The 22,728-nt window shown below is 63.8% G+C and carries 23 protein-coding genes; 11 read left to right on the top strand and 12 right to left on the bottom strand.

Annotation, left to right across the window (positions count from 1 at the left end):
* The first annotated feature begins 89 nt into the window (after nucleotides 1–89).
* A complete protein-coding gene (locus BMZ70_RS01150; RefSeq protein ID WP_092268886.1) occupies nucleotides 90–782 on the top strand; it encodes a DUF899 family protein in 693 nt (230 codons plus the stop codon).
* On the opposite strand, the gene BMZ70_RS01145 is transcribed toward BMZ70_RS01150, so the two are convergent.
* Together BMZ70_RS01145 and rpoD are read right to left on the bottom strand one after the other, a co-directional pair.
* Nucleotides 776–1,996 (bottom strand): family 8 glycosyl hydrolase, encoded by a 1,221-nt coding sequence (locus BMZ70_RS01145; RefSeq protein WP_092268884.1) that lies wholly within the window; start codon nucleotides 1,994–1,996, stop codon nucleotides 776–778. The two genes, BMZ70_RS01150 and BMZ70_RS01145, sit on opposite strands and share 7 nt — an antisense overlap.
* An 88-nt stretch (nucleotides 1,997–2,084) precedes the next feature.
* A complete protein-coding gene (gene rpoD / locus BMZ70_RS01140) occupies nucleotides 2,085–4,544 on the bottom strand; it encodes an RNA polymerase sigma factor RpoD (protein WP_092268883.1) in 2,460 nt (819 codons plus the stop codon).
* 333 nt (nucleotides 4,545–4,877) lie between these two features.
* Here rpoD and BMZ70_RS01135 point away from each other — a divergent pair, with 333 nt between their 5' ends.
* From BMZ70_RS01135 to BMZ70_RS01120, 4 genes are all read left to right on the top strand, one after another.
* Entirely contained in the window at nucleotides 4,878–5,357 is a 480-nt protein-coding gene (locus tag BMZ70_RS01135; RefSeq protein ID WP_092268881.1) for a ProQ/FINO family protein, read from the top strand.
* A gap of 91 nt (nucleotides 5,358–5,448) precedes the next feature.
* On the top strand, nucleotides 5,449–6,033 hold the full coding sequence (locus BMZ70_RS01130; RefSeq protein ID WP_092277386.1) for a 3'-5' exonuclease: 585 nt from the start codon (nucleotides 5,449–5,451) through the stop codon (nucleotides 6,031–6,033).
* 39 nt (nucleotides 6,034–6,072) lie between these two features.
* Nucleotides 6,073–6,774, top strand: a complete 702-nt coding sequence (locus BMZ70_RS01125; RefSeq protein WP_092268880.1) for a c-type cytochrome — start codon at nucleotides 6,073–6,075, stop codon at nucleotides 6,772–6,774.
* Nucleotides 6,771–8,045 carry a cytochrome c gene (locus BMZ70_RS01120; protein WP_092268878.1) on the top strand — a complete coding sequence of 425 codons (1,275 nt, stop codon included), beginning with the start codon at nucleotides 6,771–6,773 and terminating at the stop codon, nucleotides 8,043–8,045. Before BMZ70_RS01125 ends, BMZ70_RS01120 begins: the two co-directional genes overlap by 4 nt.
* Here the strand turns inward: BMZ70_RS01120 and BMZ70_RS01115 are convergent, their stop codons facing one another.
* A complete protein-coding gene (locus BMZ70_RS01115) occupies nucleotides 8,046–9,164 on the bottom strand; it encodes a type IV pilus twitching motility protein PilT (protein WP_092268876.1) in 1,119 nt (372 codons plus the stop codon).
* A 65-nt stretch (nucleotides 9,165–9,229) separates the two neighbouring features.
* Entirely contained in the window at nucleotides 9,230–9,874 is a 645-nt protein-coding gene (locus tag BMZ70_RS01110; RefSeq protein ID WP_092268874.1) for a class I SAM-dependent rRNA methyltransferase, read from the bottom strand.
* A gap of 140 nt (nucleotides 9,875–10,014) precedes the next feature.
* Between BMZ70_RS01110 and BMZ70_RS01105 the strand changes: the two genes are divergently transcribed.
* Complete coding sequence (locus BMZ70_RS01105) at nucleotides 10,015–10,767, top strand: head GIN domain-containing protein (RefSeq protein WP_092268872.1); 753 nt, start codon at nucleotides 10,015–10,017, stop codon at nucleotides 10,765–10,767.
* Between the two features lie 2 nt (nucleotides 10,768–10,769).
* Here BMZ70_RS01105 and BMZ70_RS01100 read toward each other — a convergent pair whose 3' ends face one another.
* Nucleotides 10,770–12,743 (bottom strand): S9 family peptidase, encoded by a 1,974-nt coding sequence (locus BMZ70_RS01100; protein ID WP_092268871.1) that lies wholly within the window; start codon nucleotides 12,741–12,743, stop codon nucleotides 10,770–10,772.
* Between the two features lie 123 nt (nucleotides 12,744–12,866).
* Between BMZ70_RS01100 and BMZ70_RS01095 the strand changes: the two genes are divergently transcribed.
* The gene (locus BMZ70_RS01095; RefSeq protein ID WP_092268869.1) at nucleotides 12,867–14,312 is read left to right on the top strand and encodes an NAD-dependent succinate-semialdehyde dehydrogenase; all 1,446 of its coding nucleotides are present in this window, start codon (nucleotides 12,867–12,869) and stop codon (nucleotides 14,310–14,312) included.
* Between the two features lie 7 nt (nucleotides 14,313–14,319).
* Here the strand turns inward: BMZ70_RS01095 and BMZ70_RS01090 are convergent, their stop codons facing one another.
* Nucleotides 14,320–15,378: an Rpn family recombination-promoting nuclease/putative transposase gene (locus BMZ70_RS01090; protein WP_092268867.1), complete on the bottom strand. Its 1,059-nt coding sequence runs from the start codon at nucleotides 15,376–15,378 to the stop codon at nucleotides 14,320–14,322.
* Between the two features lie 92 nt (nucleotides 15,379–15,470).
* On the opposite strand from BMZ70_RS01090, the gene BMZ70_RS01085 reads away from it, so the two are divergent.
* Nucleotides 15,471–16,733, top strand: a complete 1,263-nt coding sequence (locus BMZ70_RS01085; protein WP_229205240.1) for a Xaa-Pro dipeptidase — start codon at nucleotides 15,471–15,473, stop codon at nucleotides 16,731–16,733.
* Here BMZ70_RS01085 and BMZ70_RS01080 read toward each other — a convergent pair whose 3' ends face one another.
* The 3 genes from BMZ70_RS01080 to purU are packed head-to-tail and all read right to left on the bottom strand — an operon-like array spanning nucleotide 16,734 to nucleotide 18,649.
* Complete coding sequence (locus tag BMZ70_RS01080; protein ID WP_092268863.1) at nucleotides 16,734–17,210, bottom strand: YcnI family copper-binding membrane protein; 477 nt, start codon at nucleotides 17,208–17,210, stop codon at nucleotides 16,734–16,736.
* Nucleotides 17,211–17,224: 14 nt separating this feature from the next.
* Complete coding sequence (locus BMZ70_RS01075) at nucleotides 17,225–17,767, bottom strand: YaeQ family protein (protein WP_092268862.1); 543 nt, start codon at nucleotides 17,765–17,767, stop codon at nucleotides 17,225–17,227.
* A gap of 12 nt (nucleotides 17,768–17,779) precedes the next feature.
* Nucleotides 17,780–18,649 carry a formyltetrahydrofolate deformylase gene (purU, locus tag BMZ70_RS01070; RefSeq protein ID WP_092268860.1) on the bottom strand — a complete coding sequence of 290 codons (870 nt, stop codon included), beginning with the start codon at nucleotides 18,647–18,649 and terminating at the stop codon, nucleotides 17,780–17,782.
* A gap of 122 nt (nucleotides 18,650–18,771) precedes the next feature.
* On the opposite strand from purU, the gene BMZ70_RS01065 reads away from it, so the two are divergent.
* The 3 genes from BMZ70_RS01065 (at nucleotide 18,772) to BMZ70_RS01055 (ending at nucleotide 20,565) form a co-directional block, all read left to right on the top strand.
* A complete protein-coding gene (locus tag BMZ70_RS01065) occupies nucleotides 18,772–19,791 on the top strand; it encodes an NADP-dependent oxidoreductase (RefSeq protein WP_092268858.1) in 1,020 nt (339 codons plus the stop codon).
* A 127-nt stretch (nucleotides 19,792–19,918) separates the two neighbouring features.
* Nucleotides 19,919–20,161: a phasin family protein gene (locus tag BMZ70_RS28235; protein ID WP_165403547.1), complete on the top strand. Its 243-nt coding sequence runs from the start codon at nucleotides 19,919–19,921 to the stop codon at nucleotides 20,159–20,161.
* 86 nt (nucleotides 20,162–20,247) lie between these two features.
* Nucleotides 20,248–20,565 carry a KGG domain-containing protein gene (locus BMZ70_RS01055; RefSeq protein ID WP_092268854.1) on the top strand — a complete coding sequence of 106 codons (318 nt, stop codon included), beginning with the start codon at nucleotides 20,248–20,250 and terminating at the stop codon, nucleotides 20,563–20,565.
* 7 nt (nucleotides 20,566–20,572) lie between these two features.
* Here the strand turns inward: BMZ70_RS01055 and BMZ70_RS01050 are convergent, their stop codons facing one another.
* Genes BMZ70_RS01050 through modB form a run of 3 tightly spaced genes read right to left on the bottom strand, consistent with a single transcriptional unit; the run spans nucleotide 20,573 to nucleotide 22,728 of the window.
* Nucleotides 20,573–21,364, bottom strand: coding sequence for a TOBE domain-containing protein (locus BMZ70_RS01050; protein WP_092277383.1), 792 nt, complete (start codon nucleotides 21,362–21,364; stop codon nucleotides 20,573–20,575).
* A gap of 2 nt (nucleotides 21,365–21,366) precedes the next feature.
* Entirely contained in the window at nucleotides 21,367–22,044 is a 678-nt protein-coding gene (locus BMZ70_RS01045; RefSeq protein WP_092268852.1) for a sulfate/molybdate ABC transporter ATP-binding protein, read from the bottom strand.
* A gap of 3 nt (nucleotides 22,045–22,047) precedes the next feature.
* Entirely contained in the window at nucleotides 22,048–22,728 is a 681-nt protein-coding gene (gene modB, locus BMZ70_RS01040; RefSeq protein ID WP_092268850.1) for a molybdate ABC transporter permease subunit, read from the bottom strand.

Below are 22,728 nucleotides of genomic sequence, written 5' to 3'. Positions count from 1 at the left end.
TATCTCCCTTCGGTTTATGTGTGCTGGCGCATAGACGCGACCGTGCGGCACGACTGTAATCGCAGACTCATTCCGATTGCGAGGACACCATGAGCACGCTAACGCCGGCGGCCGAACTGGCCGCTAAAAACAGCCGTCCATATCCCAATGATAGCCCGGAATACCGCGCCGCCCGCGTCGCGCTGCTGGCGGAAGAAATCGAACTGCGCCGCCACATCGAGCGCGTCGCCGGGCAACGCCGCGCGCTGCCGCCGGGCGGCGAACCGCCCGGCTACGATTTCCTCGACGAGAACGGCAAGACCGTCCAGCTGGCCGACCTGTTCGGCCGGCATGACACGCTGGTAACGTATTTCTGGATGTACGGCCCGCAGCGCGAACTGCCCTGCCCGATGTGCACTGCCTTCCTCGGTGCGCTCGACACGCCGTCGCGCGACCTGACGCAACGCATCGCCGTGGCGGTCATCGGCCGCTCGCCGGTCGCGCGCCAGCTCGCCTTCGCGCGCGAGCGCGGCTGGCACAACCTCCCGTTTTACCAGTGCATCGGCGACGATTTCCCGCGCGACTATCGCGGCCTGGCGCCCGACGGCAGCGAATGGCCGGCGCTGGACGTCTGGACCCGCAGCGATGGCAAGGTGCGCCACTTCTGGGCCAGCGAACTCGGCGGCACGCAAGACCCTGGGCAAGACCCGCGCGGCGCGCCCGCCCCCACGCCGCTGTGGAATATCCTCGACCTCACTCCCGGCGGACGCGGCACCGACTGGTATCCCAAGCTATCTTACTGATAGGCGATGAAGCGGCCCGAGACGTGCAGCATGGCCATGAACTGTAGCAGGCCATCATAGTAGCGCCATTTGCCCTTGGGCGGCGTCAGGTTCCACAGGTCGGCCACGAAGCGCGCGGGCGGCGGGCCGTCCAGCGCCAGCGTGGCGACGGCGTTGCAGGCGATCAGGCCGGTGGAACTTTCGCGGTCCAGCACGGTGCCATCGATGGCGTATTGCGCCGGATAGGGGCCGTCGCCCTGGCGCTGGAAAAAGCCCAGCAGTCGCGTACTCAGTTCGGCCGCCTGTGGATTGCGGCCCCACCACGCCTGGTCCACCGACCAGTTCACCGCCGTGCGGAAGGAGTCGAAGCGGAAATCGCCATGCCCTTCCTGCCGGCGCGGCCGGCCGTCGAACTCGGCGTACTCCGGCGTGAGGCCGGTCTTCGGATGGGCCGCCAGCTGGAAGTAGTGGCGGCTGGTTTCAGCGATCTTTCGCCACTGCGCGCGGTCTGTCTCACTGCCGCGCCGCGCCCACAGTTCGTAGAACGCCGGCAGGTGGTAGGAAGGATCGGTAAAGTCCGCCGCCGTGCCGACCGGCACGAACACCACCTGATGCTGGCTGGGCGAGAAGATCGAGCGCGCTTCGTTGACCACGCCGCCGTTGATGGTTTGCTTGTGCAGCATGACGGTGAGCAGGTCGTCGGCCTCGCGACCGTAATCGTAAATTCCCTTGCCGTTGCCCCAGCGGGCCGAGGCCATCAGCAAGGCGGTGGCGACGTATTCTTCGCCGTCGGAGGCCGGCACGGCATCGCCGGGGCAGCCCGGCGGCCGGCACTGCCAGCGGAAGTAGCCGCGACGCGGCCCGTCCTGGTAGCGCATGTGCGTGTGCATCCAGTTCCACAGTGCGTCGAACTCAGGCTTGCGGTTCATCTGCACGGCGATCATCAGGCCGTAGGACATGCCCTCGCTGCGCACGTCGTCGTTGCCGATGTCCTTGATGTAGGCGGTCGGGCCGTCCGCCGTGGGCGCGGCCGGATAATAAATGCGGCTGTCGGCGTCGCCCTCGAACAGCGACTGCCAATAGCTATTGATTTTGGCGTCGATCATGTGCTCCGTCAGTTCCGGCCGCCATTCGCGGAACACATTCCGGTACTTGCCGCTGACCGCGCTGGCCGCCTGCACCCCGCCTGACGCCCCCAACAACAGCACCAGCATCCACGCCCAATATCGCTTCATGTCTCCATCCTTATAATTAGTTGAATCGTCGAACTAATATTTTAGCGCAAAAAAAGGGAGGCGTCGGCCTCCCTTTTTGATGTGATGCTTAGTTCTGCGTCAGGAACGTCTTCAGCTTGTCCGAACGCGATGGCTGGCGCAGCTTGCTCATCGCCTTGGCTTCGATCTGGCGGATACGCTCGCGGGTCACGTCGAACTGCTTGCCCACTTCTTCCAGCGTGTGGTCGTTCGACATTTCCACGCCGTAGCGCATGCGCAGCACTTTCGCTTCGCGCGGGGTCAGCGAGTCCAGCACTTCCTTGATGACGTTGCGCATCGAGGCGTGCAGCGCGGCGTCCAGCGGCGCCAGCGTGGTGTTGTCTTCGATGAAGTCGCCCAGCTGCGAATCGCCGTCCTCGCCCATCGGCGTTTCCATCGAGATCGGCTCTTTGGCGATCTTCATGATTTCGCGGACTTTGTTTTCCGGCATTTCCATCTTCACCGCCAGGGTGGCCAGGTCCGGCTCGCTGCCGGTTTCCTGCATGATCTGGCGCGAGATGCGGTTCATCTTGTTGATGGTCTCGATCATGTGTACCGGCACGCGGATGGTACGGGCCATGTCGGCGATCGAACGGGTGATGGCCTGGCGGATCCACCACGTCGCATAGGTCGAGAACTTGTAGCCGCGACGGTATTCGAACTTGTCCACCGCCTTCAGCAGGCCGATATTGCCTTCCTGGATCAGGTCGAGGAATTGCAGGCCGCGGTTGATGTACTTCTTGGCGATCGAGATCACCAGACGCAAGTTGGCCACGGTCATTTCGCGCTTGGCCTGGCGGGCGCGCTTCTCGCCGGCGGCCATCTGCTTGTTAATCTTGCGCAGGTCGGCCAGCGGCAGCGCCACACGCGCCTGCAGGTCGATCATCTTGCGCTGCAGCTCTTTCACGGCCGGCACGTTACGGCCCAGCACGGTGCTGTACGGATAGCCGGCGTCGACTTCGCCATCGACCCAGTCCAGGTCCGTCTCGTTGCCCGGGAAGACCTTGATGAAGTGGGCGCGCGGCATGCCGCAACGGTTCACGCACAGTTCCAGCACGGCGCGCTCGATGTGGCGCACTTCTTCCATCTGGCCACGCAGGGTGTCGCACAGCTTTTCCACGACCTTGGCGGTGAAGCGGATGCCCAGCAGTTCTGCCGAAATCGCTTCCTGCGCCGCCACGTAGGTCTTGGAGCCGTAGCCGCCCGAGGCCTTGCGCATTTTTTCGAACTGGGCCGCGATGAACGCGAACTTGTCCAGCGCGGCGATTTTCAGCTGCGCCAGTTGCTCGGTCGAGTAGCCGGCTGCACCGCCACCGACATCGCCGTCTTCCTCTTCGTCGTCTTCTTCATCATCGTCTTCGTCCGAAGCCGAATGAGCCGGGGCTGGCGCCGGGGCGCTTTCGTTCGGATCGACGAAACCGTCGACCACGTCGTCGACTTTCATTTCGTCCGATTCGATCTTGCCGGCCAGCGCGATGATTTCCGCGATGGTGGTCGGGCAGGCCGAAATCGCCTGGATCATGTCCTTCAGGCCTTCTTCGATGCGCTTGGCGATCTCGATCTCGCCTTCGCGGGTCAGCAGCGCCACGGCGCCCATTTCACGCATATACATGCGGACCGGGTCGGTGGTGCGGCCGAAGTCGGAATCGACGGTCGACAGCGCGGTGGCAGCCGCCGCTTCCACTTCGTCGTCCGAGGTCACGGTGGCCACGTTATCGCTCAGCAGCAGCGCTTCCGCATCCGGCGCACGCTCGTAGATGGCGATGCCCATGTCGTTGAAGGTGGCGATGATGCCTTCGATCGCTTCCGGATCGATGATGTTTTCCGGCAGCTGGTCGTTGATCTCGGCGTAGGTCAGGAAACCGCGCTCGCGGCCCTTGTTGATCAGGTTCTTGATCTGCAGGCGGCGTTTTTCCAGCTCCTCGGCCGAGGCTTTCGGATCCATGCCCATCAGGTCGGCGCCGCCCTTGGCCTTGCGCTCGCGCGCCTTGGACACGGCTTTCAGTTCCGCGCGCTCGACCGCGTTCAGCGCGGCGATCTCATCGTTTTCCGGCGTGAATTCCGACGGCTTGCGGCCACGGCGGCCTGGCACTTTCACGCCTGGCAACTGGTAGCCCGAGGTGTCGATCGCAGCCAGGGTGGCGGCGTCGGTCACCTGGTTGACGGCCGGGGCGGCGGTGCCGCTGGTGACAACCACCGGCGCCGGCTCGGCCTTGGCCTTGACCAGCTTGGATTTCGGCGCAGCCTTGACCACCACGGCAGGCGCTTCCGCCTCGGCGGCGCTCTTGCGCGCCACTTTGGTGACTTTGGCTGGTTCCACTTCGGCCATGTCGGCCTCAGGCGCCTCCACCTGGGCTGCCGCCTCGGCGGCGGCGCTCAGGCGGGTTTTCTTTTTGACGACCATAACTTTGCTCGCTGCCTCTTCGTTATCGATGACATAAGATAGCGTGGTCTTCGGCACCACCAGCGGCGCTGCGCTAGCACGGGTGGGCTTCTTGACGGACAGCGTTAAAGTTTTCGGTTTGGTCATTAAAAATCTCTCAAGCGTACTCGCCGAAAATTACAAAAAAAGCTAACCCCGCGCCGACCGCGAAGGTGCGCTTGGGTGGAAATGTTGTAATTTAGCTGACGATTATCTGCGGAATAAAAAAAGCCCGCTTCCAGCCACGGGCTTGTTTCTCTTTTCAGGGAAGATCACACTGTGTTGCGTTAGTGCGTCGAACATTATACACATTTTGGGCCGCCAACGCACGTCTTTGCGCGCTCCTAAGTCCATCCTAAGCATGAGCAATTCAACACAATGGCCTAAAATGCACTGCATTCCGCCGATCCCCATGATATGCTGACGGCTGTTGCTTAACCTATGAAGTCGATGAACACTAGTCTTACCCCCCAGCCACCGGTCACCGAGCCAGCCACCGCTGCTTCCGCCCCGGCGCCGGCCGCGCCATCCCCGCGCAGCCTGCTGAAACAACTGCAAACCCAATTCCCGGCCTTCCGCGATTTCCTGCCGCTGTCTATCGGTATCGATAAACAACTGCTGGCCGCGATGCCTGAGCTGGACCGCAAGACCATGCGCACCGCGCTCGGCATCCATACCGGTTCGCTGCGCTATCTGAAAGTCATGGAAAAAGCCAAGGTCCGCTACGACCTGGACGGCAAGCCCGGCGCCGAAGTCACCGACACCCACCGCGCCCACGCCACCCAGGTGCTGCAGGAACGCTTCAAGAAGGAAGCGGAACGCAAGAAGGCCGAGCGCGACGCCAAGGCCGCCGAGGAAGCCGCCAAGGTCCGCGCCGACAAGCTGAACCAGCTGGCCGCGAAGTTCTCCAAAAAGGGCTGAGTTGGATAGCCCCATCGTGGCGGAAACGGCCGAAACGGCGGCAGAGGATAATCTGCCGCCCTACATCGGCATCCGCCTGGCCGACGTGCAGATGGTGGTCACGCCGGAACAGGCCGCCGCCGCGCGCGACGCCCTGCTGGCCTGCGACGCCATCGGCTTCGATACCGAGTCCAAGCCCACTTTCACACGCGGGGAAACCTCCACCGGTCCGCACCTGATTCAGTTCGCCACCGAGCACAAGGCCTGGCTGTTCCAGATCGGCGACAGCACCGAGCCACAGATCCGCGCGGTGCTGCTGGCCATCCTGGAGCGTCCGCTGCCGCTGAAGATCGGCTTCGGCCTGTCGGACGACGTCAAGCGACTGTACGCCAAGCTCGATATCCGCACGGCCGGCGTGGTCGATATGTCGGTGGTGCTGCGCGCGCCGGGCCAGCGCAACGACCTCGGCGCCAAGACCGCGGTGGCCAAGTTCTTCGGCCTCAAGCTGCAAAAGTCCAAGAAGATTTCCACCACCAACTGGGCGTTGCCGCGCCTGAACGAAAAACAGATCCTGTACGCGGCCGACGATGCCCAGGTGGCGCTGCGCGTGTACCGCCACTGGATCAACCTCGGCAACAAGCTGCCGACGATCAAGCCGTTCAAACTGCCGAAACCGGCCAAAACCGGTATATCCTAGGCGTGCGGCCGTCATGCGCCGCCTGAACTCAGGAGGGGTATGCCGATCTTTACCGCATTCAGTCTTGCCGCCGCACTCAGCGCGACGCCCACCGTCGTGCCCGATACGCTGGAACAGCGCGTCGCCGCCTGCCTGGCCTGCCACAGCGTGAAAGAACGTGGCGACGCTTATTTCCCTCGCATCGCCGGCAAGCCGGCCGGCTACCTGTACAACCAACTGCGCAACTTCCGCGACGGCCGCCGCCATTATCCGATGATGACCTATATGGTGACGCCGCTGCCGGATGCCTACCTGCGCGAGATTGCCGATTACTTCGCGGCCCAGCATCCACCCTACGCTGCTGCCGCCGCCGGCAGCGGCAGCAAGGCCAGCGCGGCGCAACTGGCGCGCGGCGAAGCGCTGGTGCGGCAAGGCGATGCGGTGAAAAAAGTCCCGGCCTGCGTGGCTTGTCACGGCGCGGCGCTGGGCGGCGTGGAGCCGGCCATCCCCGGCTTGCTGGGCCTGCCCAGCGACTACATCAACGCCCAGTTCGGCAACTGGAAAAGCCATACCCGCCGCGCCGCCGCGCCCGACTGCATGGCCGACATCGCGGCCCGCCTGAGCGAGGCCGACGTCGCCGCCGTCTCCGCCTGGCTAAGCCAGCAACCGCCCGACGCCGCCGCCCGCCCCGCCACCAGCCTGCCCGCACCGCTGCCTATGTCCTGCGGCAGCGCCCCTGCAGCCGTCGGAGGTGCGAAATGAGGAAAATCGTTTATACCGTTTCCGCCGTCCTGCTGGCTGCCGTGCTGGTTGCCGCCGGCCTGCTGGCGCAACAGTTCCTGGCCGGCGACACCACGCCGCCCTCGGCCGCCATCGCCGCTCTGGCGCCGGCCGAACGCATCGCGCGCGGCGCCTACCTCGCCCGTGCCGGCGACTGCATGGCCTGCCACACCGCGCGCGGCGGCGAAGCCTACGCCGGCGGCCGCGCATTGCAAACGCCATTCGGCGGCATCATCTCGCCCAACATCACTTCCGACCGCAACAATGGCATCGGCGCCTGGACTGCCGACGATTTCTGGCGCGCCCTCCACCACGGCAAATCCAGGGACGGCCGCCTGCTCTATCCGGCCTTCCCCTACCCCAACTACACCCGCATCACACGCGACGACGCCGACGCCCTGTACGCCTATTTCCAGACCGTGCCGGCCGTCGGCCAGCCCAGCCAGCCGCACCAGCTGCGCTTCCCCTACAATCTGCAAATCGCGCTGGCCGCATGGCGCGTGCTGTACTTCAAGCCGGAAGTGTTCCAGCCGGACAGCGCGCAATCGGTGGAATGGAATCGCGGCGCCTATCTGGTGCAAGGCCTTGGCCACTGCAGCGCCTGCCACAGCGCGCGCAATCCGCTCGGCGCGCAAGCTGATGACAGCCTGTCCGGAGGCCTGATTCCGTCACTGGGCTGGTACGCGCCCGCCCTGAACGCACGCGGCGACTGGCAACAGGGCCATTTGGTCGCACTGCTCAAGACCGGCGCCTCGCCACGCGCCACCGTCTTCGGCCCGATGTCGGAAGTGGTCAAGGAAAGCCTGCAATACCTGAACGACAGCGACATCAACGCCATCGCCGGCTACTTGCGGGCCTTGCCGCCCGAGGCCGCGCCATCCACTTTCGAACGCGATAGCGGCGCCGAAGCGATGGCCTTCCTGGCGGCCGGCGCCAAGCTGTACCAGCGGCATTGCATCGACTGCCACGGCGCCAGCGGCGCCGGCGTGCCACCGGCCTACCCGCCACTGGCAGGCAATCGCGCATTGACAATGGAAAGCGCCGTCAATCCGATCCGTATCGTGCTGAACGGCGGCTTTGCGCCGGGCACGGCGGGGAATCCGCGTCCGTACAGCATGCCGCCTTTCGGCCACCTGCTGAACGATACGGAAGTTGCGCAGGTGGTCTCCTACCTGCGCAGCACGTGGGGGAATAATGCGCCGCCGGTCAACGGCGCGGATGTGAACCGCTACCGCGCCGTGCCGCTCGATTGATTACGGCTCGACGAAGCCGATACGGTCGGTAGTCGCATTGCGCGCGTCCTGCACCGAGATCTTGCCCTCGGCCAGCAGCGCGCGCAGCGAGGTGTTCATGGTGTGACAGCCCTCGCCCGGCTTGTCTTCCATCCAGATGCGCAGGTTGGAAATCTGGCCGTCTGCAATCATCTCGGTGACTTCCGGATTATTGGTCAGGCACTCGGTGGCCAGGTAGTAGCGCTCGCCCTTGACGGCCGGCAGCAGCGCCTGGCACAGCACGCCACGCAAGGCGTGCGCCAAGGCCTGCGCCTGCGGCTCGGTATTGCCCAGCAGGCGCATCATCTTTTGCAGGCCCAGCTCGGTCGAACGCGCGTGCAGCGAGGCCAGCACCAGCGGGCCGGCTTCGGCCAGCGCCAGCGCTTCCTGCGCCGTTTGCGCATCGCGGATTTCGCCGATGCAGATCACATCCGGCCGCTCGCGCAGCGCGTCAAGCGCGCCGAGGTAGAAGCTTTCAACGTCGCCGTCGAAGCCCACTTCGCGCTGGGTAATCACGCACTGGCGCTGCGGAATCAAGGTCTCGACCGGATCTTCAATCGTGATGATGTGGCCGGAGCGGTGCTTGTTGATCTCGTCCAGCATGGAGGCGATGGTGGTCGACTTGCCCTGGCAAGTGTCGCCAATAATCAACACCAGGCCGGAAGTCAGCTTGGCGAAGTTCTGTTCGTGCATGCCCAGGCCCAGCTTGGACAGCTGCATCGGCTCTTTCGGGAAGCGGCGGATCACGCAGCCGAGGCGCTTGCGGCCCTGGAAGCTGAAGCAGTTGGCGCGGATGCGGGCGGTATGCAGGTCGACCGCCCGGTCGAACGCGCGGTCCTGGATGCGCTCGGCCCAGTTGGGCTCGACCACCTCGAAGAATTCCTGCAATTCCTCGCGCGTGATCGGCGAATCGGAGACCGCCACCAGCCCTTTCGGCTGGCGCAGCATCAATGGACTGTTCTGGTGGATCAGGATGTCGCTGAAAATCAGCTTGGTATTCAGCAGGTGCAGGATCTGCTCGACGAGAGTGCCGAAGACCGGATGGTCTTCGTTCTCAATGTAGCTCAGGGTGCGGATTTGCGACGACTGGTAGTGTTCCATCTCTGTTCAGGTCTCCGGTGGGTCCCGAACGATTATAAGAGAAAAACTTGCAAAGTCGAAACTTTTCAGCTGCGCAATTTCGGGTATTTGAAACCGGTGCGCAAATCCATGCTGCAGCGGCTGCCCTTTTCGGTGACCAGCACGTGGTCGGGCGGTTCTTCGCCGGCCAGGGCGCGGTAAAACACCGGCAAGCCTTCGGATTTGCGAATCAGTTCGTCGCAGCGCTCGAACACGTTCGGGCAGCCGGTGTCGGCCAGCAGCGCTTGCACGATCGGCACTTTCCAGGCGTCGACGCCGGCCGACTGGAACTGGCAGATCAGGTAGCCGGCGGTGCCGCCCCAGCTGTCGACCAGCAGGCCCGGCAAGCCGTCCTCGTCGCCCCGGATCACCGGCACCAGGTCGGTCGGCAAGGCGGTGCGCACGGCGGCGGCACGCTTGGCGATGGCGGCGCGCACGCGGCGTTTCATCATGGCGTGGTCGACCGGCTCGTCTTCCTTGTAGCTCCAGACGCGGGCGCGAATCTCGGAATTCGGGTTCCAGGCCGCGCGCGCCAAAAACTGGCGCGATGACGTTTGGATAACGGCGGTGGCGCCGGGTTTGTTTTTTTCATTCGGGCGACCGTCGACGCGCTCGATGGCGGTGGCGTAGATCAGGATGTCGCCGGCCAGCAGGCGTTTTTCCTTGCCCTGTTTAATGGTAATGGTAAGCATGGACGAATGATACCTCATGCGCCGGCCATTCCCGGCCCAGCGCATTCTGCGCCGCGCAGGATGCAGTCTGTCGCAGCGCCCTGTCGGATGGCGGGCCGAGCCCGTAGCATGCAAGCATCAAGACCACTCAGGAGAACATCATGACCACTCGCCGCCTCGCCTTAACCCTGTTCCTGTCCGCCGGCGTGCTGACAGCCCACGCTGGCCCATTGAGCTGGCTGAGCGGCGCCGAGCACGTGCAAGGCAATGGCAAAATCGTCAAGCAGAACCGCGAAGTCGGGCATTTCAGTGCGCTGTCGGTCGGCGTCAGCGGCGATGTCGATATCCGCCTCGGCAACACTGAAGGCGTGATGGTGGAGACCGACGACAACATCCAGTCGGCCATCGAGACAGTGGTGGAAAACGGCACACTGCGCATCCGTCCGCTGCGCAACAACCTCAAGCTGGATACCCGCAACATGAAGATCGTGGTGCAGGCGCGCACGCTGGAACGGCTGTCGATCGGCGGTTCCGGCAACGTCACCGCCGACAAGCTGCGCGGCGAAAATCTGACCATCGACGTCGGCGGCTCCGGCAGCATCAACGTCGGCCAGCTGGAAGGCGAATCGGTGGCGATCGCGCTGGGCGGCAGCGGCAGCCTGAAGGCGGCCGGCAACACCGAACGCCTGCAAATCTCGATCGGCGGCTCGGGCCGGGTGCAAGCCGGCCAGCTGCAGGCGCGCGACGCCGTGGTCAGCATCGGCGGCTCCGGCCAGGCCACCGTCTGGGCCAAAAAATCGCTGAACCTCAGCGTGGCCGGTTCGGGCGACATCAACTACTACGGCGATCCGCAAATCAGCAAGAGCGTGATGGGCTCCGGCACTATCAAACGCCTGGGCAGCGCGCCGCAATAACGCTACTTCGGCGAGGGCTGGCCGATGTGCTTGCCGAGGAAGCGTTCCACCCGCTTCCAAAAGTCGATGCGATTCTTCGCCAGCGACCAGCCGTGCTTCTCCCCGTCGTACACGACCCACTCGACCTGCTGATTGGTATCGGTAACCGCAGAGTAAAACTTTTTGCCGTGATAGAGCGGGACGCGCTTGTCGTCGCTGCCATACGCCAGCAGCAGCGGCTGGCGTATGCGCGCCGCCTGCCTGATCGGCGAGGTGGCTTTCAGCTGCTTGGCATCCTTGTCGCGGTCGCCAATCATCAGCGGCATACCGTAGCGCAGGTAAGCCTCGGACGCGTCCGACTTGGAGAACCATGTGCCGGTGTACATCAACTCGATATCCGTCACGCCCAGCCACTCGAAGGCGCAGCGGTACAGTTCAGGATCATTGACCAGCCCCATCAGCGCGGCATAACCACCATAGCTGGCGCCGGCAATGCAGATGCGCCGGGGATCGGCAATCCCCTGGGCGATGGCCCAACGGGTGCCGTCCGCGATATCGTCTTGCATGGCCAGGCCCCACTGCTTCATGCCCGCTTCAAAGTGCTTGAGGCCAAAGCCGGTGCTGCCACGGAACTCCACTTCCAGCACCGCATACCCCCGCGACGCCAGGAATTGCGCCTGCGGATTCCAGCCCCAGCTGGCGCCGCGCACCCACGGGCCGCCGTGCACCAGCACCACCATCGGCAAATTCTTACGCCCGCCGCCCGCCGGCAGGGTCAGCAAGCCAGGGATCTCCAGTCCATCACGTGCCTTGTAGCGCACCGCCTCCTGTTGCCCCATGCCGGCGCTACGGATTTTCGGATAGGTCTCACCGACACGGTCGAGCACCCCGGTTTTGGCATCGAACAGGAAAAACTGGGACGGCTGAATATCGGAATACGACTCCACCAGCACCCACGGCACCTCGGATTTTTTCGGTACGCTGATCAGGTTGTTAGTATGCGGCAGCACCTGGTCCACGGCTTTCTGGATCGCCTGCATGGCCGGATCGAACCAGACGTTGGTGACCGCGTCCGTAGTCAGTCGCACGCCCAACAGCTTGCTGCTGCCGATCAGGCTGCCGTCGAAGTCGTAACCGGGGCTCTCGACTATCGCCTCCTTGCTCACCGCGCCAGTTTGGAGATCGAGGCTGCGCATGGTGGTCGTGTCTGCGCCGGCGTAGGCGCTGACAAACAAGTTGCCGCCGGGGCCGAACCCCAAAGGATTGATGGCGCTGCGGGCGTCCGAATAGTGTGCGTAGCTGAGCAACTGGCGCCACTTGCCGGTGGCCGGATCAAGGTACAGCAGACGCGTATCGACGTCACCGCGGAAATATGCCAGCCGCGGCTCGCCCTGGAAGTCCAACATGAAGCTGCTGGCTGAAATATCCTGTTCCGAGACCAGCTCCGCCTGGCCGGTCACCGTGTTGAGACGGCGCAGCCGCGTGCCCACATAATCGTCGCTGCTGTCGTACAGGGGGCGCTGAACGTAAATCCAGTCCGAGTCCTGGCTGCCGGCTTGGCTTAACAGAAACGTGTTCCACGGCTGCGGCGACAGACGCCGCCAATTGCGGTCGGCAAGCTGCAAGCGCCGGCTGCCATCCTTGTCCACCGCGTACAGGCCCGGCCCGAGTTCCTGGTCGCCCGGCGCCTGGATGGCGTCGCGCAAATCGTAGACCAGGCGGCTCTCATTGACCCACTGAAAATTGCCGATGTCCGCGTCCGAATAGGCGGCAACCACTTTTGCCGTCCTGCTCTCGAGCTCGACCACGGCAAGGACATCGCGCTGCCCTTTCAGGCCGACGCGGATCGCCAGTTGGCGGCCGGTCGGCGACAGCGTGGCGCCGCCAAAAGCGCTGTTTTCAAAAAAATCTTCGACCGGCGGCAACTGCGCTCTCGCCCCTGCCGCCACGCAGAACAACAGCCAGCCTGACACAATACGACGGATGATCGGTTTCATTTGTTCTTATTTATGCATATCAAATAACCAACATCATATCATTGCAAGGCGGAAATTTTCCAGCCGCCGACCGAGTTGGCGAATTTCTGGCAAAGTAGCGGTGTTTATGAACGGAGACTTCGCATGACCAACATCACCTACCCTCACGTCCGCCTCCTGATCGGCAATGAATGGACCGACGCCACCGGCGGCAAGACCATCCCGGTTATCAATCCAGCCACCGGCAAGGAGATCGGCACCGTGGCGCACGCCAGCATCGCCGACCTGGACCGCGCGCTGGCTGCGGCCCAGAAAGGCTTCGACGCCTGGCGCAAGGTATCGGCGTTCGAGCGCACCGCCACGCTGCGCCGCGCCGCCGCCCTGCTGCGTGAACGCGCCGACGAGATTGGCCGCCTGCTGACCCAGGAGCAAGGCAAGCCGCTGGCCCAGGCCCGCATGGAAGCGCTGGCCGGCGCCGACATCATCGACTGGTTTGCCGCCGAAGGCATGCGCGTGTACGGCCGCATCGTGCCGTCGCGTAATCCGGCGGCACAGCAGCTGGTGTTGAAAGAACCGGTCGGTCCGGTGGCGGCGTTCACGCCGTGGAACTTCCCGATCAACCAGATCGTGCGCAAGCTGGCGGCGGCGCTGACCACTGGCTGCTCTTTCCTGTGCAAGGCGCCGGAAGAAACCCCGGCCTCGCCGGCCGCGCTGTTCCAGTGCTTCATCGACGCCGGCGTGCCGGCCGGTACGGTGGGCCTGGTGTTCGGCGATCCGGCCGAGATTTCCAACTACCTGATTCCGCATCCGGTGATCCGCAAGGTGACCTTCACCGGCTCGACCCCGGTCGGCAAGCAGCTGGCTGCGCTGGCTGGCGCGCACATGAAGCGCGTGACGATGGAGCTGGGCGGCCACGCGCCGGTGATCGTGGCGGAAGACGCCGATGTGAACCTGGCGGTGGAAGCGGCGGGCGCGGCCAAGTTCCGCAACGCCGGCCAGGTGTGCATTTCGCCGACCCGCTTCCTGGTGCACAACAGCATCAAGGACGAATTCACCCGCGCGATGGTGGCGCATGCCGAGCGTCTGCAACTGGGCAATGGCCTGGTCGAAGGCACGACGCTGGGGCCGCTGGCCAATCCGCGCCGCGTGGCGGCCATGACGCAGTTCGTGGAAGATGCACGCGCCAAGGGCGCCCAGGTGGCGACCGGCGGCCTGCGCGTGGGCAGCGAGGGCAACTTCTTCGCCCCGACCATTCTGGCCGATGTGCCGCTGAATGCCAGCGTGTTCAATGACGAGCCGTTCGGCCCGGTGGCGGCGATTCGCGGCTTCGATACGCTGGATGAGGCGATTGCCGAGTCCAACCGCCTGCCATTTGGCCTGGCCGGCTATGCCTTCACCCGTTCGATCAAGAACGCGCACCAGCTGATGCACAATGTGGAAGTCGGCATGCTGTGGATAAACCAGCCCGCCACGCCAAGCGCCGAGTTGCCGTTTGGCGGCGTGAAGGATTCGGGCTACGGTTCGGAGGGCGGTCCGGAAGCGCTGGAAGCCTACCTCAACACCAAGGCAGTATCGATGGTGGGCGTGTAAGCGCTGCTCAGCCCTCGGCAAACAGTTGCCGGGGGCTGGCGCCGGTAGCCAAGGACTTGATCCAGGCGCGGAGCTGACCACTGTCAGCCTCCGCGATTTTGGGCGCAGCTTCCACCGGCACCTCGCCAAGCAGCAAATCATTCAACACATCGCGCAGCGCCAGCAGTTCCCCTTGCTGCATTCCTTGCTGCATTCCTTGCTGCATTCCTTGCTGCATTCCTTGCTGCATTCCTTGCTGCATTCCTTGCTGCATTCCTTGCTGCATTCCTTGCTCTATACCCTCCTGCAGACTCTCCTCATGCGGTTGCAGCATCCGGTGAATAAGTTCGGGAGTAAAAAGTTCGCCTAGCCGTGGCTTTTTTTCCGTTCGCATAATTGGGTCCTCCTCATCACTCATACTAGTGTCGTCAAAGTCGTCACGCAAGGTGAGCAGGAACCACTGCTCCAGACTCGCGCGTGCAGACGCCAGGTCCGGCTGTTTGATGCGCGCGGAAAATGCCGCGCCAGCGGCATCCGCGGCAACCCGGGTATCTGCGGCCAGCAAGCGAAGCAACAGCGCGACGATATTGCCTCGCTCACAGTCATGGTGCTGGTCGATCAGCAGGTAGCGTTGCCGCGCCTGGAACTGTGCCAGCCCATCGGGTGACGGCAGCATCAACTCAGCCAATTCTGTGGCGGCGTGCCACCGGCGACGACCGTGGTAGAAGACGATCGGCAGCAACGGCGGCAGCTTGCCACGCTTGCTCAGCTTGTGCTGCGCGATCAGGTCCTGATACAGCAAGCCAATGTAGACCTGCATCCGCAGCGCCATCCACTTGTCCGACCGCGACTGGAATTCCAGCAGGATGTACACATACACCCATTCGCCGCCGATGCGCGCACGCCACACCACGTCCTCGTGCCGCGCCTTGCCCTGCTCGCTGGCATAGCTGGCGTTGACCCGCTCGAACGCCTCCACTTCCAGTGCCTGCGCCCAGCCGGCCGGCAGCGCGCTCGCCACCAGGTCGCGCACGAGTTCCGGGTGGGAGAACAGTTGCTTGTAGATGGTGTCGCCACGGGAGTTCATGAAAAAATATTGTAGCGGCCAGTGTCATTGCCGAGTACGCTAGGTGACGAGCTGGGTTTGGCTCTCCTCAATAAAACTGCAAGGAGAATTATTTGAAAGCGATTACCTCGTCTATTCTGATGCTGGCCTGCGCCGCCGCTTATGCTGCAGATCCCGCCACCATTGCCGTCAAGGCCGCCCACATGGTCGACGTGCGCAACGGCACGCTGGTCGACAACGCCGTGGTGCTGATCAGCGGCGACCGCATCACCGCCGCCGGCAGCAAGCTGGCCATCCCGGCCGGCGCCCAGGTCATCGACCTCGGCAACAAGACCCTGCTGCCCGGCCTGATCGACAGCCACACCCACATCACCGGCGCGCCGGAAGACGCCGGCTACAGCCTGATCGCCAAGTCGGTGCCGCGCATGACGCTGCAGGGCGCGAAGAATGCGCTGGTCACGCTGCGCGCCGGCTTCACCACCATCCGCGACGTCGGCGCCGACAACTACACCGACATCGGCCTGCGCGACGCCATCAACGACGGCGACGTGCCCGGCCCGCGCATCCTCGCCTCCGGCCCGCCGCTCAGCATCACCGGCGGCCACTGCGACGACACCATGCACGCGCCCGAGTACAAGCTCACTGCGCTTGGCGTGGCCGACGGCGCCGATGAGGCGATGAAGGTCACGCGCCGCAACATCAAGTACGGCGCCGACGTCATCAAGATTTGCGCCACCGGCGGCGTGCTGTCCTTCGGCGACGATCCGCGCACCTCGCAATACACGCTGGAAGAATTGAAGGCCATCATCAGCGACGCCCACCGCCTCGGCCGCAAAACCGCCGCCCACGCCCACGGCGGCGATGGCATCAAGCTGTCGGTGCTGGCCGGCGTCGATTCGATCGAGCACGGTTCCTACATCGACGAGGAAGGCATCAAGCTGATGAAGGAGCACAAGACCTATCTGGTGCCGACGCTCTACCTGGGCGACTGGCTGATTGAAAACGCCGAAGCGATCAAGCTGCCGAAACCACTGCTGGAAAAAGCCAAGGTGGTACTGCCGACCGCGCGCGTCAACATCGGCAAGGCCATCAAGGCCGGTGTGCCGATCGCTTTCGGCACCGATGCCGCCGTCTATCCGCACGGCCTGAACGCGCGCGAGTTCGGCGTGCTGGTCAAGCTGGGCATGACGCCGGCGCAGGCGATCCGCACCGCCACCGTCAACGCGGCCGATCTGCTGGGCTGGAGCGACAAGGTGGGCAGCATCGAGGCCGGCAAGTACGCCGACCTCATCGCCGTGGATGGCGAGCCGCTGAAGGATGTGAAGACACTGGAGCAAGTCCAGTGGGTAATGAAAGGCGGCGCGGTCGTAAAATAATCAGTGGGTATGATGCGGCGTACCGGCCGGTGCAGGCAAGACTTCCAGCACCGGCGCGGGCGCCTTCATTTTTTCGCCGGCGATTTCATCCCACGCCACGCTGACCTTGCCGCACTCCTGCACGATACGGAAGTACAGCTTGCCCGGCTCGCCAGTCAGCTTGACCTGCATGACGAACTCGTCGAAATAAGCATCGGGCAGCGAGCCGCCCTTCCAGCTGATCTCATGCAGCGCGCCGTTATCGGTCACCGAAATTTTCCAGCCCGCCTTGGGCATGGGCTTGGCGTGCGACGCGCCTTCCGGCAGCGTGACGGTGAGGCCGGTGGTGGCCTTGCCGTCGCAGCCGTGGCCAACGCGGAAAGCCAGTTTCTGATAAGTGCCCACGTAGCCGGTCGGCTGGTCGAGGGTGACATGCGCTTGCGCGGCAGTGGCAACAACGGCGCCCAGCAGCGCCAGCACGGTGAGACACTTTTTCATCACTGACTCCTGGATTAGCGTTCGGACTTCAAAACCTCGCGCGCGACTTCGACGGTGGTCGTGCCATCGGTCAGCCAGATCTGGCCGTCCTGGATGGTGCATTGCAGCTGCATGGTGCGCTGTGCCATCTTGCCCAGCTGCTCGGTGGCTTCCGCGTTCAAGTCCACCACAGTCAGATTCTTGCAGCGTTCGACCTTGTTGGCCAGTCCTTTCCACCAGATGTGGCTGGTGGCCGCGTAGCTGTACACATAGACGTGCTCGGAACGGCCGCAGGCCTTCAGAATCACCTTTTCGTCCGGCTGGCCGACCTCGATCGACAGCTCGATGGCGCCGGTCAAATCCTTGTGCCACAAGTCCGGTTCTTCGACGTCGAACAAGCCCTTGGTGAAGGTCAGCGCGTCGTTGGCGTGGATCGCGAATGCAATCAGGCGCACCATCATGCGCTCGTCGGTCTCGGACGGGTGGCGCGCCAGCGTCAGCTGGTGGGTTTCGTAGTAATTGCGGTCCATGTCCGCAATCGAGAGTTCTGCTTTGTAAATTGTTGCTTTGAGGGCCATCTAAAAAATCTCTTACTTGAATACGACGGTTTTCGCGCCGTTTTGCAACACGCGGTGTTCGACAAACCACTTCACGGCACGCGCCAGCACCACGCACTCGACGTCGCGGCCGATGGCGGACAAGGTCTCGGCATCCATCGAGTGATCGACGCGCTCGACGTCCTGCTCGATGATCGGGCCTTCGTCCAGGTCGCCGGTGACAAAGTGGGCGGTGGCGCCGATCAGCTTGACGCCACGGTGGTGCGCCTGCGCATATGGCTTGGCGCCCTTGAAGCTCGGCAGGAACGAGTGGTGGATATTGATCGCCTTGCCCTTCAGGGCCTCGCACAGCGACGGCGACAGGATCTGCATATAGCGCGCCAGCACCACCAGGTCGATCTTGTGGGTGTTGATCAGCTCAATGATGCGGGCTTCCTGCGCCAGCTTATCTTCCAGCGGCGCGCCGGTGGCCAGCGGCAGGTGGTGGAACGGGATGTTGTAGCTGGCCGCCAGCTGGTAGAAGTCCATGTGGTTGGACACAATCGCTGGAATTTCCACCGGCAGCAGGCCGCTCTTGTAGCGGAACAGCAGGTCATTCAGGCAATGGCCAATCTTCGACACCATCAGCATCACGCGCGGCTTGTAGTGGGCGTCTTTCATTTCCCAGTCCAGCTTCATGTCGGCGGCGAGCAGGCTGAAGTCGGCGCGCAGCAGTTCATCGCTGACGTCGCGGTCTTCGCGGGCAAAGTGCACGCGCATGAAAAACAGCTGCGATTCACTGTCGCCGAACTGCGCCGAGTCGATGATGTTGCAGCCGTGTTCAGCCAGGAAGCCCGAAACGCGATGCACGATTCCGCGCTGGTCCAGGCAAGACAGTGTCAAAATGTATTCGGGATTGCTCATAAAAACCGGGTAAGGTTGGACAAAAAGACACCTATTGTCGCATGCATTGCCTCTGACGACAAAAATAGCACGGTCGTGCAAATTGAGATATAGTCCTTCCACCCCATACAAGGAGAATATCGATGGAGACAAATCTGCAATTCCGCCTGGCCGCGCGTCCGGTCGGCATGGTCAAGGACAGCGACTGGCAGCAGGCCGAAGAGCCCTTGCGCCCGCTGGCCGATGGCGAAATCCGCGTCAAAGTGCTGTACCTGTCGCTTGATCCGGCCATGCGCGGCTGGATGAACGAAGGTAAATCCTATATCCGCCCGGTCGCCATCGGCGAGGTGATGCGCGCTGGCGGCGTCGGCGTGGTGACCGAGTCGAAGTCGCCCAAATTTGCAGTCGGCGAGCACGTCTCGGGCGGCACCGGCGTGCAGCGCTACTGGACCGGCGCGGCCGACGACAAGAGCGGCGCTTTCTACAAAATCGATCCCAAGCTGGCGCCATTGACCACCTACCTCAACACGCTGGGCATGCCGGGCATGACCGCCTACTTCGGCCTGCTCGAATCGGGCCAGCCCAAGGCCGGCGAGACGGTGGTGGTATCGGGCGCGGCCGGCGCGGTCGGCCAGACCGTGGGCCAGGTCGCCAAGCAGCTCGGCTGCCGCGTGGTCGGCATCGCCGGCGGCAAGGACAAGTGCGACTTCGTGGTCAACCAGCTCGGCTTCGACGCCTGCATCGACTACAAGAACGACTCGGTCAAGGACGGCCTCAAGCAGCACTGCCCGCAAGGCGTGGACGTCTACTTCGACAACGTCGGCGGCGAGATCCTCGACACCATCCTCACCCGCATCAACCTGAAGGCGCGCATCGTCATCTGCGGCGCCATCTCGCAGTACAACAACACCACGCCGGTGAAGGGGCCATCGAACTACCTGTCGCTGCTGGTCAACCGCGCGCGCATGGAAGGCATCGTGGTGTTCGACTACGCCGACCGCTACCACCTGGGCGTGACCGCGCTGGCGGGCTGGATGAAGGAAGGCAAACTCAAAAGCAAGGAAGATATCGTGCAAGGACTTGAGAACTTCCCGCAAGCGCTGAACATGCTGTTTGATGGGAAGAACTTCGGCAAGCTGGTGCTGCAGGTGGCCTCAGCGTAAAAAACGGGAACCTTCCGTCGGCCTCGGCGTCTATCAGTATCACCACCACGCCGAGGACCATCATGTTTCCACTCCCCCCCCCGCCCTGCTCACCAACGCCAATCTCCTCATCAACCTCCAGCTTGAGGTGTCGCTGCGCCTGCTCGACGCCATGCGCAAGCTCAGCGAAATCAACCTGCAACTGGGCCGCGACCTGATCGCCGAAGCTGGCGCCAACACGCAGCGCCTGATGGCCAGCAAAGACGCCACCCAGCTCAGCGCCGCCATCGCCGCGCAACTGGCGCCTGGCCGCCAGTCGCTGCAAACCTACCAGCACCGCGTGGCCGAACAGCTGGCCCAATTCCAACCGGGCAGCCAACTACCGCATTAACTGGAACTTCCGTCAAGGTTGCCGCTCTAACCACACAGAGCAGCAAGCGACTCTGCTGCCTACCCACTCAACCGACGGAGGTTTATATGGCAAGTAATTCAGCAAGCGACAAACCCAAGGGCACGGCCAAGCGCGGCTTCGCCGCAATGGACGAGGCCACCCAACGCGCCATCGCCAGCAAGGGCGGGCAAGCCGCCCACCAGAAAGGCACGGCGCACGAATTCGATTCCGAGGAAGCCCGGCGCGCCGGACAGAAAGGCGGCGAAGCGGTCAGTCGCGACCGCGAACACATGGCCGCCATTGGCCGCAAGGGCGGGGAAAGCCGTCAGTCCGCCGCGCGTGCCGCCGCCGAAAAGAACGGCACGCGCAGCGAACAATCATCGAAAGGAGGCAACAAACAATAAGGACGTGTTACGCCGGCGTGCCGATGATCACGCTGGAGGCTTTGAAGATGGCGCTGGCTTCGGCACCGACTTCCAATGCCAGCGCATCGGCACTGTCGCGTGTGACGATGGCGGCGATCACGCCGCCGCCCTGCAGTTCGATACTCACTTCCGTATTCACCGCGCCGGGCAGCACGCGGCTGACCTTGCCGTTCAGACGATTACGCGCCGACAGTTTCACATCGCCCAGCTCGGTAGCGACGATAACCGACGAGGCCTTGATCAGAGCAAACGCCTCCACGCCTTCTTCCAGCCCGAGGCTGTCGCTGCTATCACGCGTGATGGTGGCCACGATGCGCTGGCCGCCGACGATTTCCAGCAGCACTTCATCATTGACCGCGCCATGCTTGACCGCCACCACCTTGCCGCTGAACTGGTTGCGTGCACTGGTTTTCATCTTCATCCTTTGAATCAGTAGGAAATCATCGGCCAATGCATGGGACTGTCCGCTCAGATGCGCCACAAACTCGCGGTGCGCCGCATCGATCTTGAGGAAGTTCTCCACCAGCTGCGCGCCGCGCTTGGTGAGCCGCGTGCCGCCGCCGCCCTTGCCGCCGGCCAGCCGCTCAACCAGCGGTTCGCCGGCCAGGTTGTTCATCGCTTCGATCGCATCCCACGCGCCCTTGTAGCTCATGCCGACCGCCTTGGCCGCCGCCGTGATCGACCCATGCTCCGCCACCGCCGCCAGCAACGCCACGCGGTCCTGCCCGCCCAGCTTCTGGCCATCAATGGTCAGCCATACGTTGCCTTGCAATGCCATCGTCATGCTGGTTTCTCCTGTGCGATACGGCCCTGCTCCATGTGCAGCACGTGCTCGCCGAACACGCGCACGTCTTCCGCATCGTGCGTGATGATCAGCATCGGGATGGCGAGCCGGCGCTGCAGCGCGTCCAGCTCGGCGCGCATGCGCTCGCGCAGGCCGGGATCGAGCGCAGCGAACGGCTCGTCCAGCAGCAGCGCCGACGGCTGCGGCGCCAGCGCGCGCGCCAGCGCCACGCGCTGCCGCTGGCCGCCCGACAACTGATGCGGAAACTGGTGCGCCACCTGTTCCAGTTCAAACGCCTGCAGCCAGTAGTTTATGGCGTCGCCGTCCGCGCCGGCATGCGGATTGCGCCAGCCGCGCTGCAAGCCGAAGCCGATATTCTGCCGCACGTTCAGGTGCGGGAACAGCGCGTAATCCTGGAACAGGTAGGCCACGTTGCGCTCGCGCGCCGGCACATTGACGCCGGTAGCGGCATCAAACAGAACGCGCCCGGCCAGCGCGATGCGGCCGGCATCCGGCGTCATCAGGCCGGCCAGCGCCTTCATCATCTGGCTCTTGCCGGCGCCGGACGGGCCGTACACCACCACCCGCTGCGCGGCCGATTCAAAGCGTGCATCGAGCTGGAAGGTGCGCTCGCCGGACCGCAGTGTCTTGCTGATGTCGATCGATATTTGCATGGTTCAGGCCAGCGGGTTGCGGTTGGGCGTCAGCTTGTTGGCCGCCACCAGCACGGCGATGCACACCACCGAAGTGATGATCACCAGCAGGTTGGCATGGTCGTCCTGCCCGGCTTGCACGGCCTCGTACACGGCGATGGACAGCGTCTGCGTCTTGCCGGGGATGCTGCCGGCCACCATCAGCGTGGCGCCGAACTCGCCCATCGAACGCGCGAAGGCCAGCAAGGCCCCGCCCAGCACGCCGCGCCAGGCCAGCGGCAAAGTCACGCGCAGGAACACGGCCATCGACGACAGGCCCAGCACGCGGGCGGCCTGCTCCAGTTGCGTATCGACGCTTTCAAACGCCGCGCGCGCGCCTTTCAGCACCAGCGGAAACGCCACCACGGCCGCCGCGATCACCGCCGCCTGCCAGGTGAAAATCAGGTTGATGCCGAAATGCTGCTGCAGCCACGCGCCGATCACGCCATTGCGGCCGATCACCACCAGCAGGTAGTAGCCGAGCACCGTGGGCGGCATCACCATCGGCAAGGTCAGCAGCGCGTCCAGCAGTTCGCGGCCGGGAAAGCGCTTGCGCGCCAACAGGTAGCCGAGCGCTACGCCCAGCACGAGGTCGATCAGCGTGGCCCAGCAGGCCACCTTCAGCGACAGGCGCAGCGCTACCCAGGCCGGCTCGAGCGACTCCAC

The organism is Duganella sp. CF402 (assembly GCF_900109645.1).
GTDB lineage: Bacteria > Pseudomonadota > Gammaproteobacteria > Burkholderiales > Burkholderiaceae_D > Rugamonas.
The sequence above is the reverse complement of the archived record's forward strand: the minus strand, read 5'-3'. Positions and strand labels throughout refer to the sequence as shown.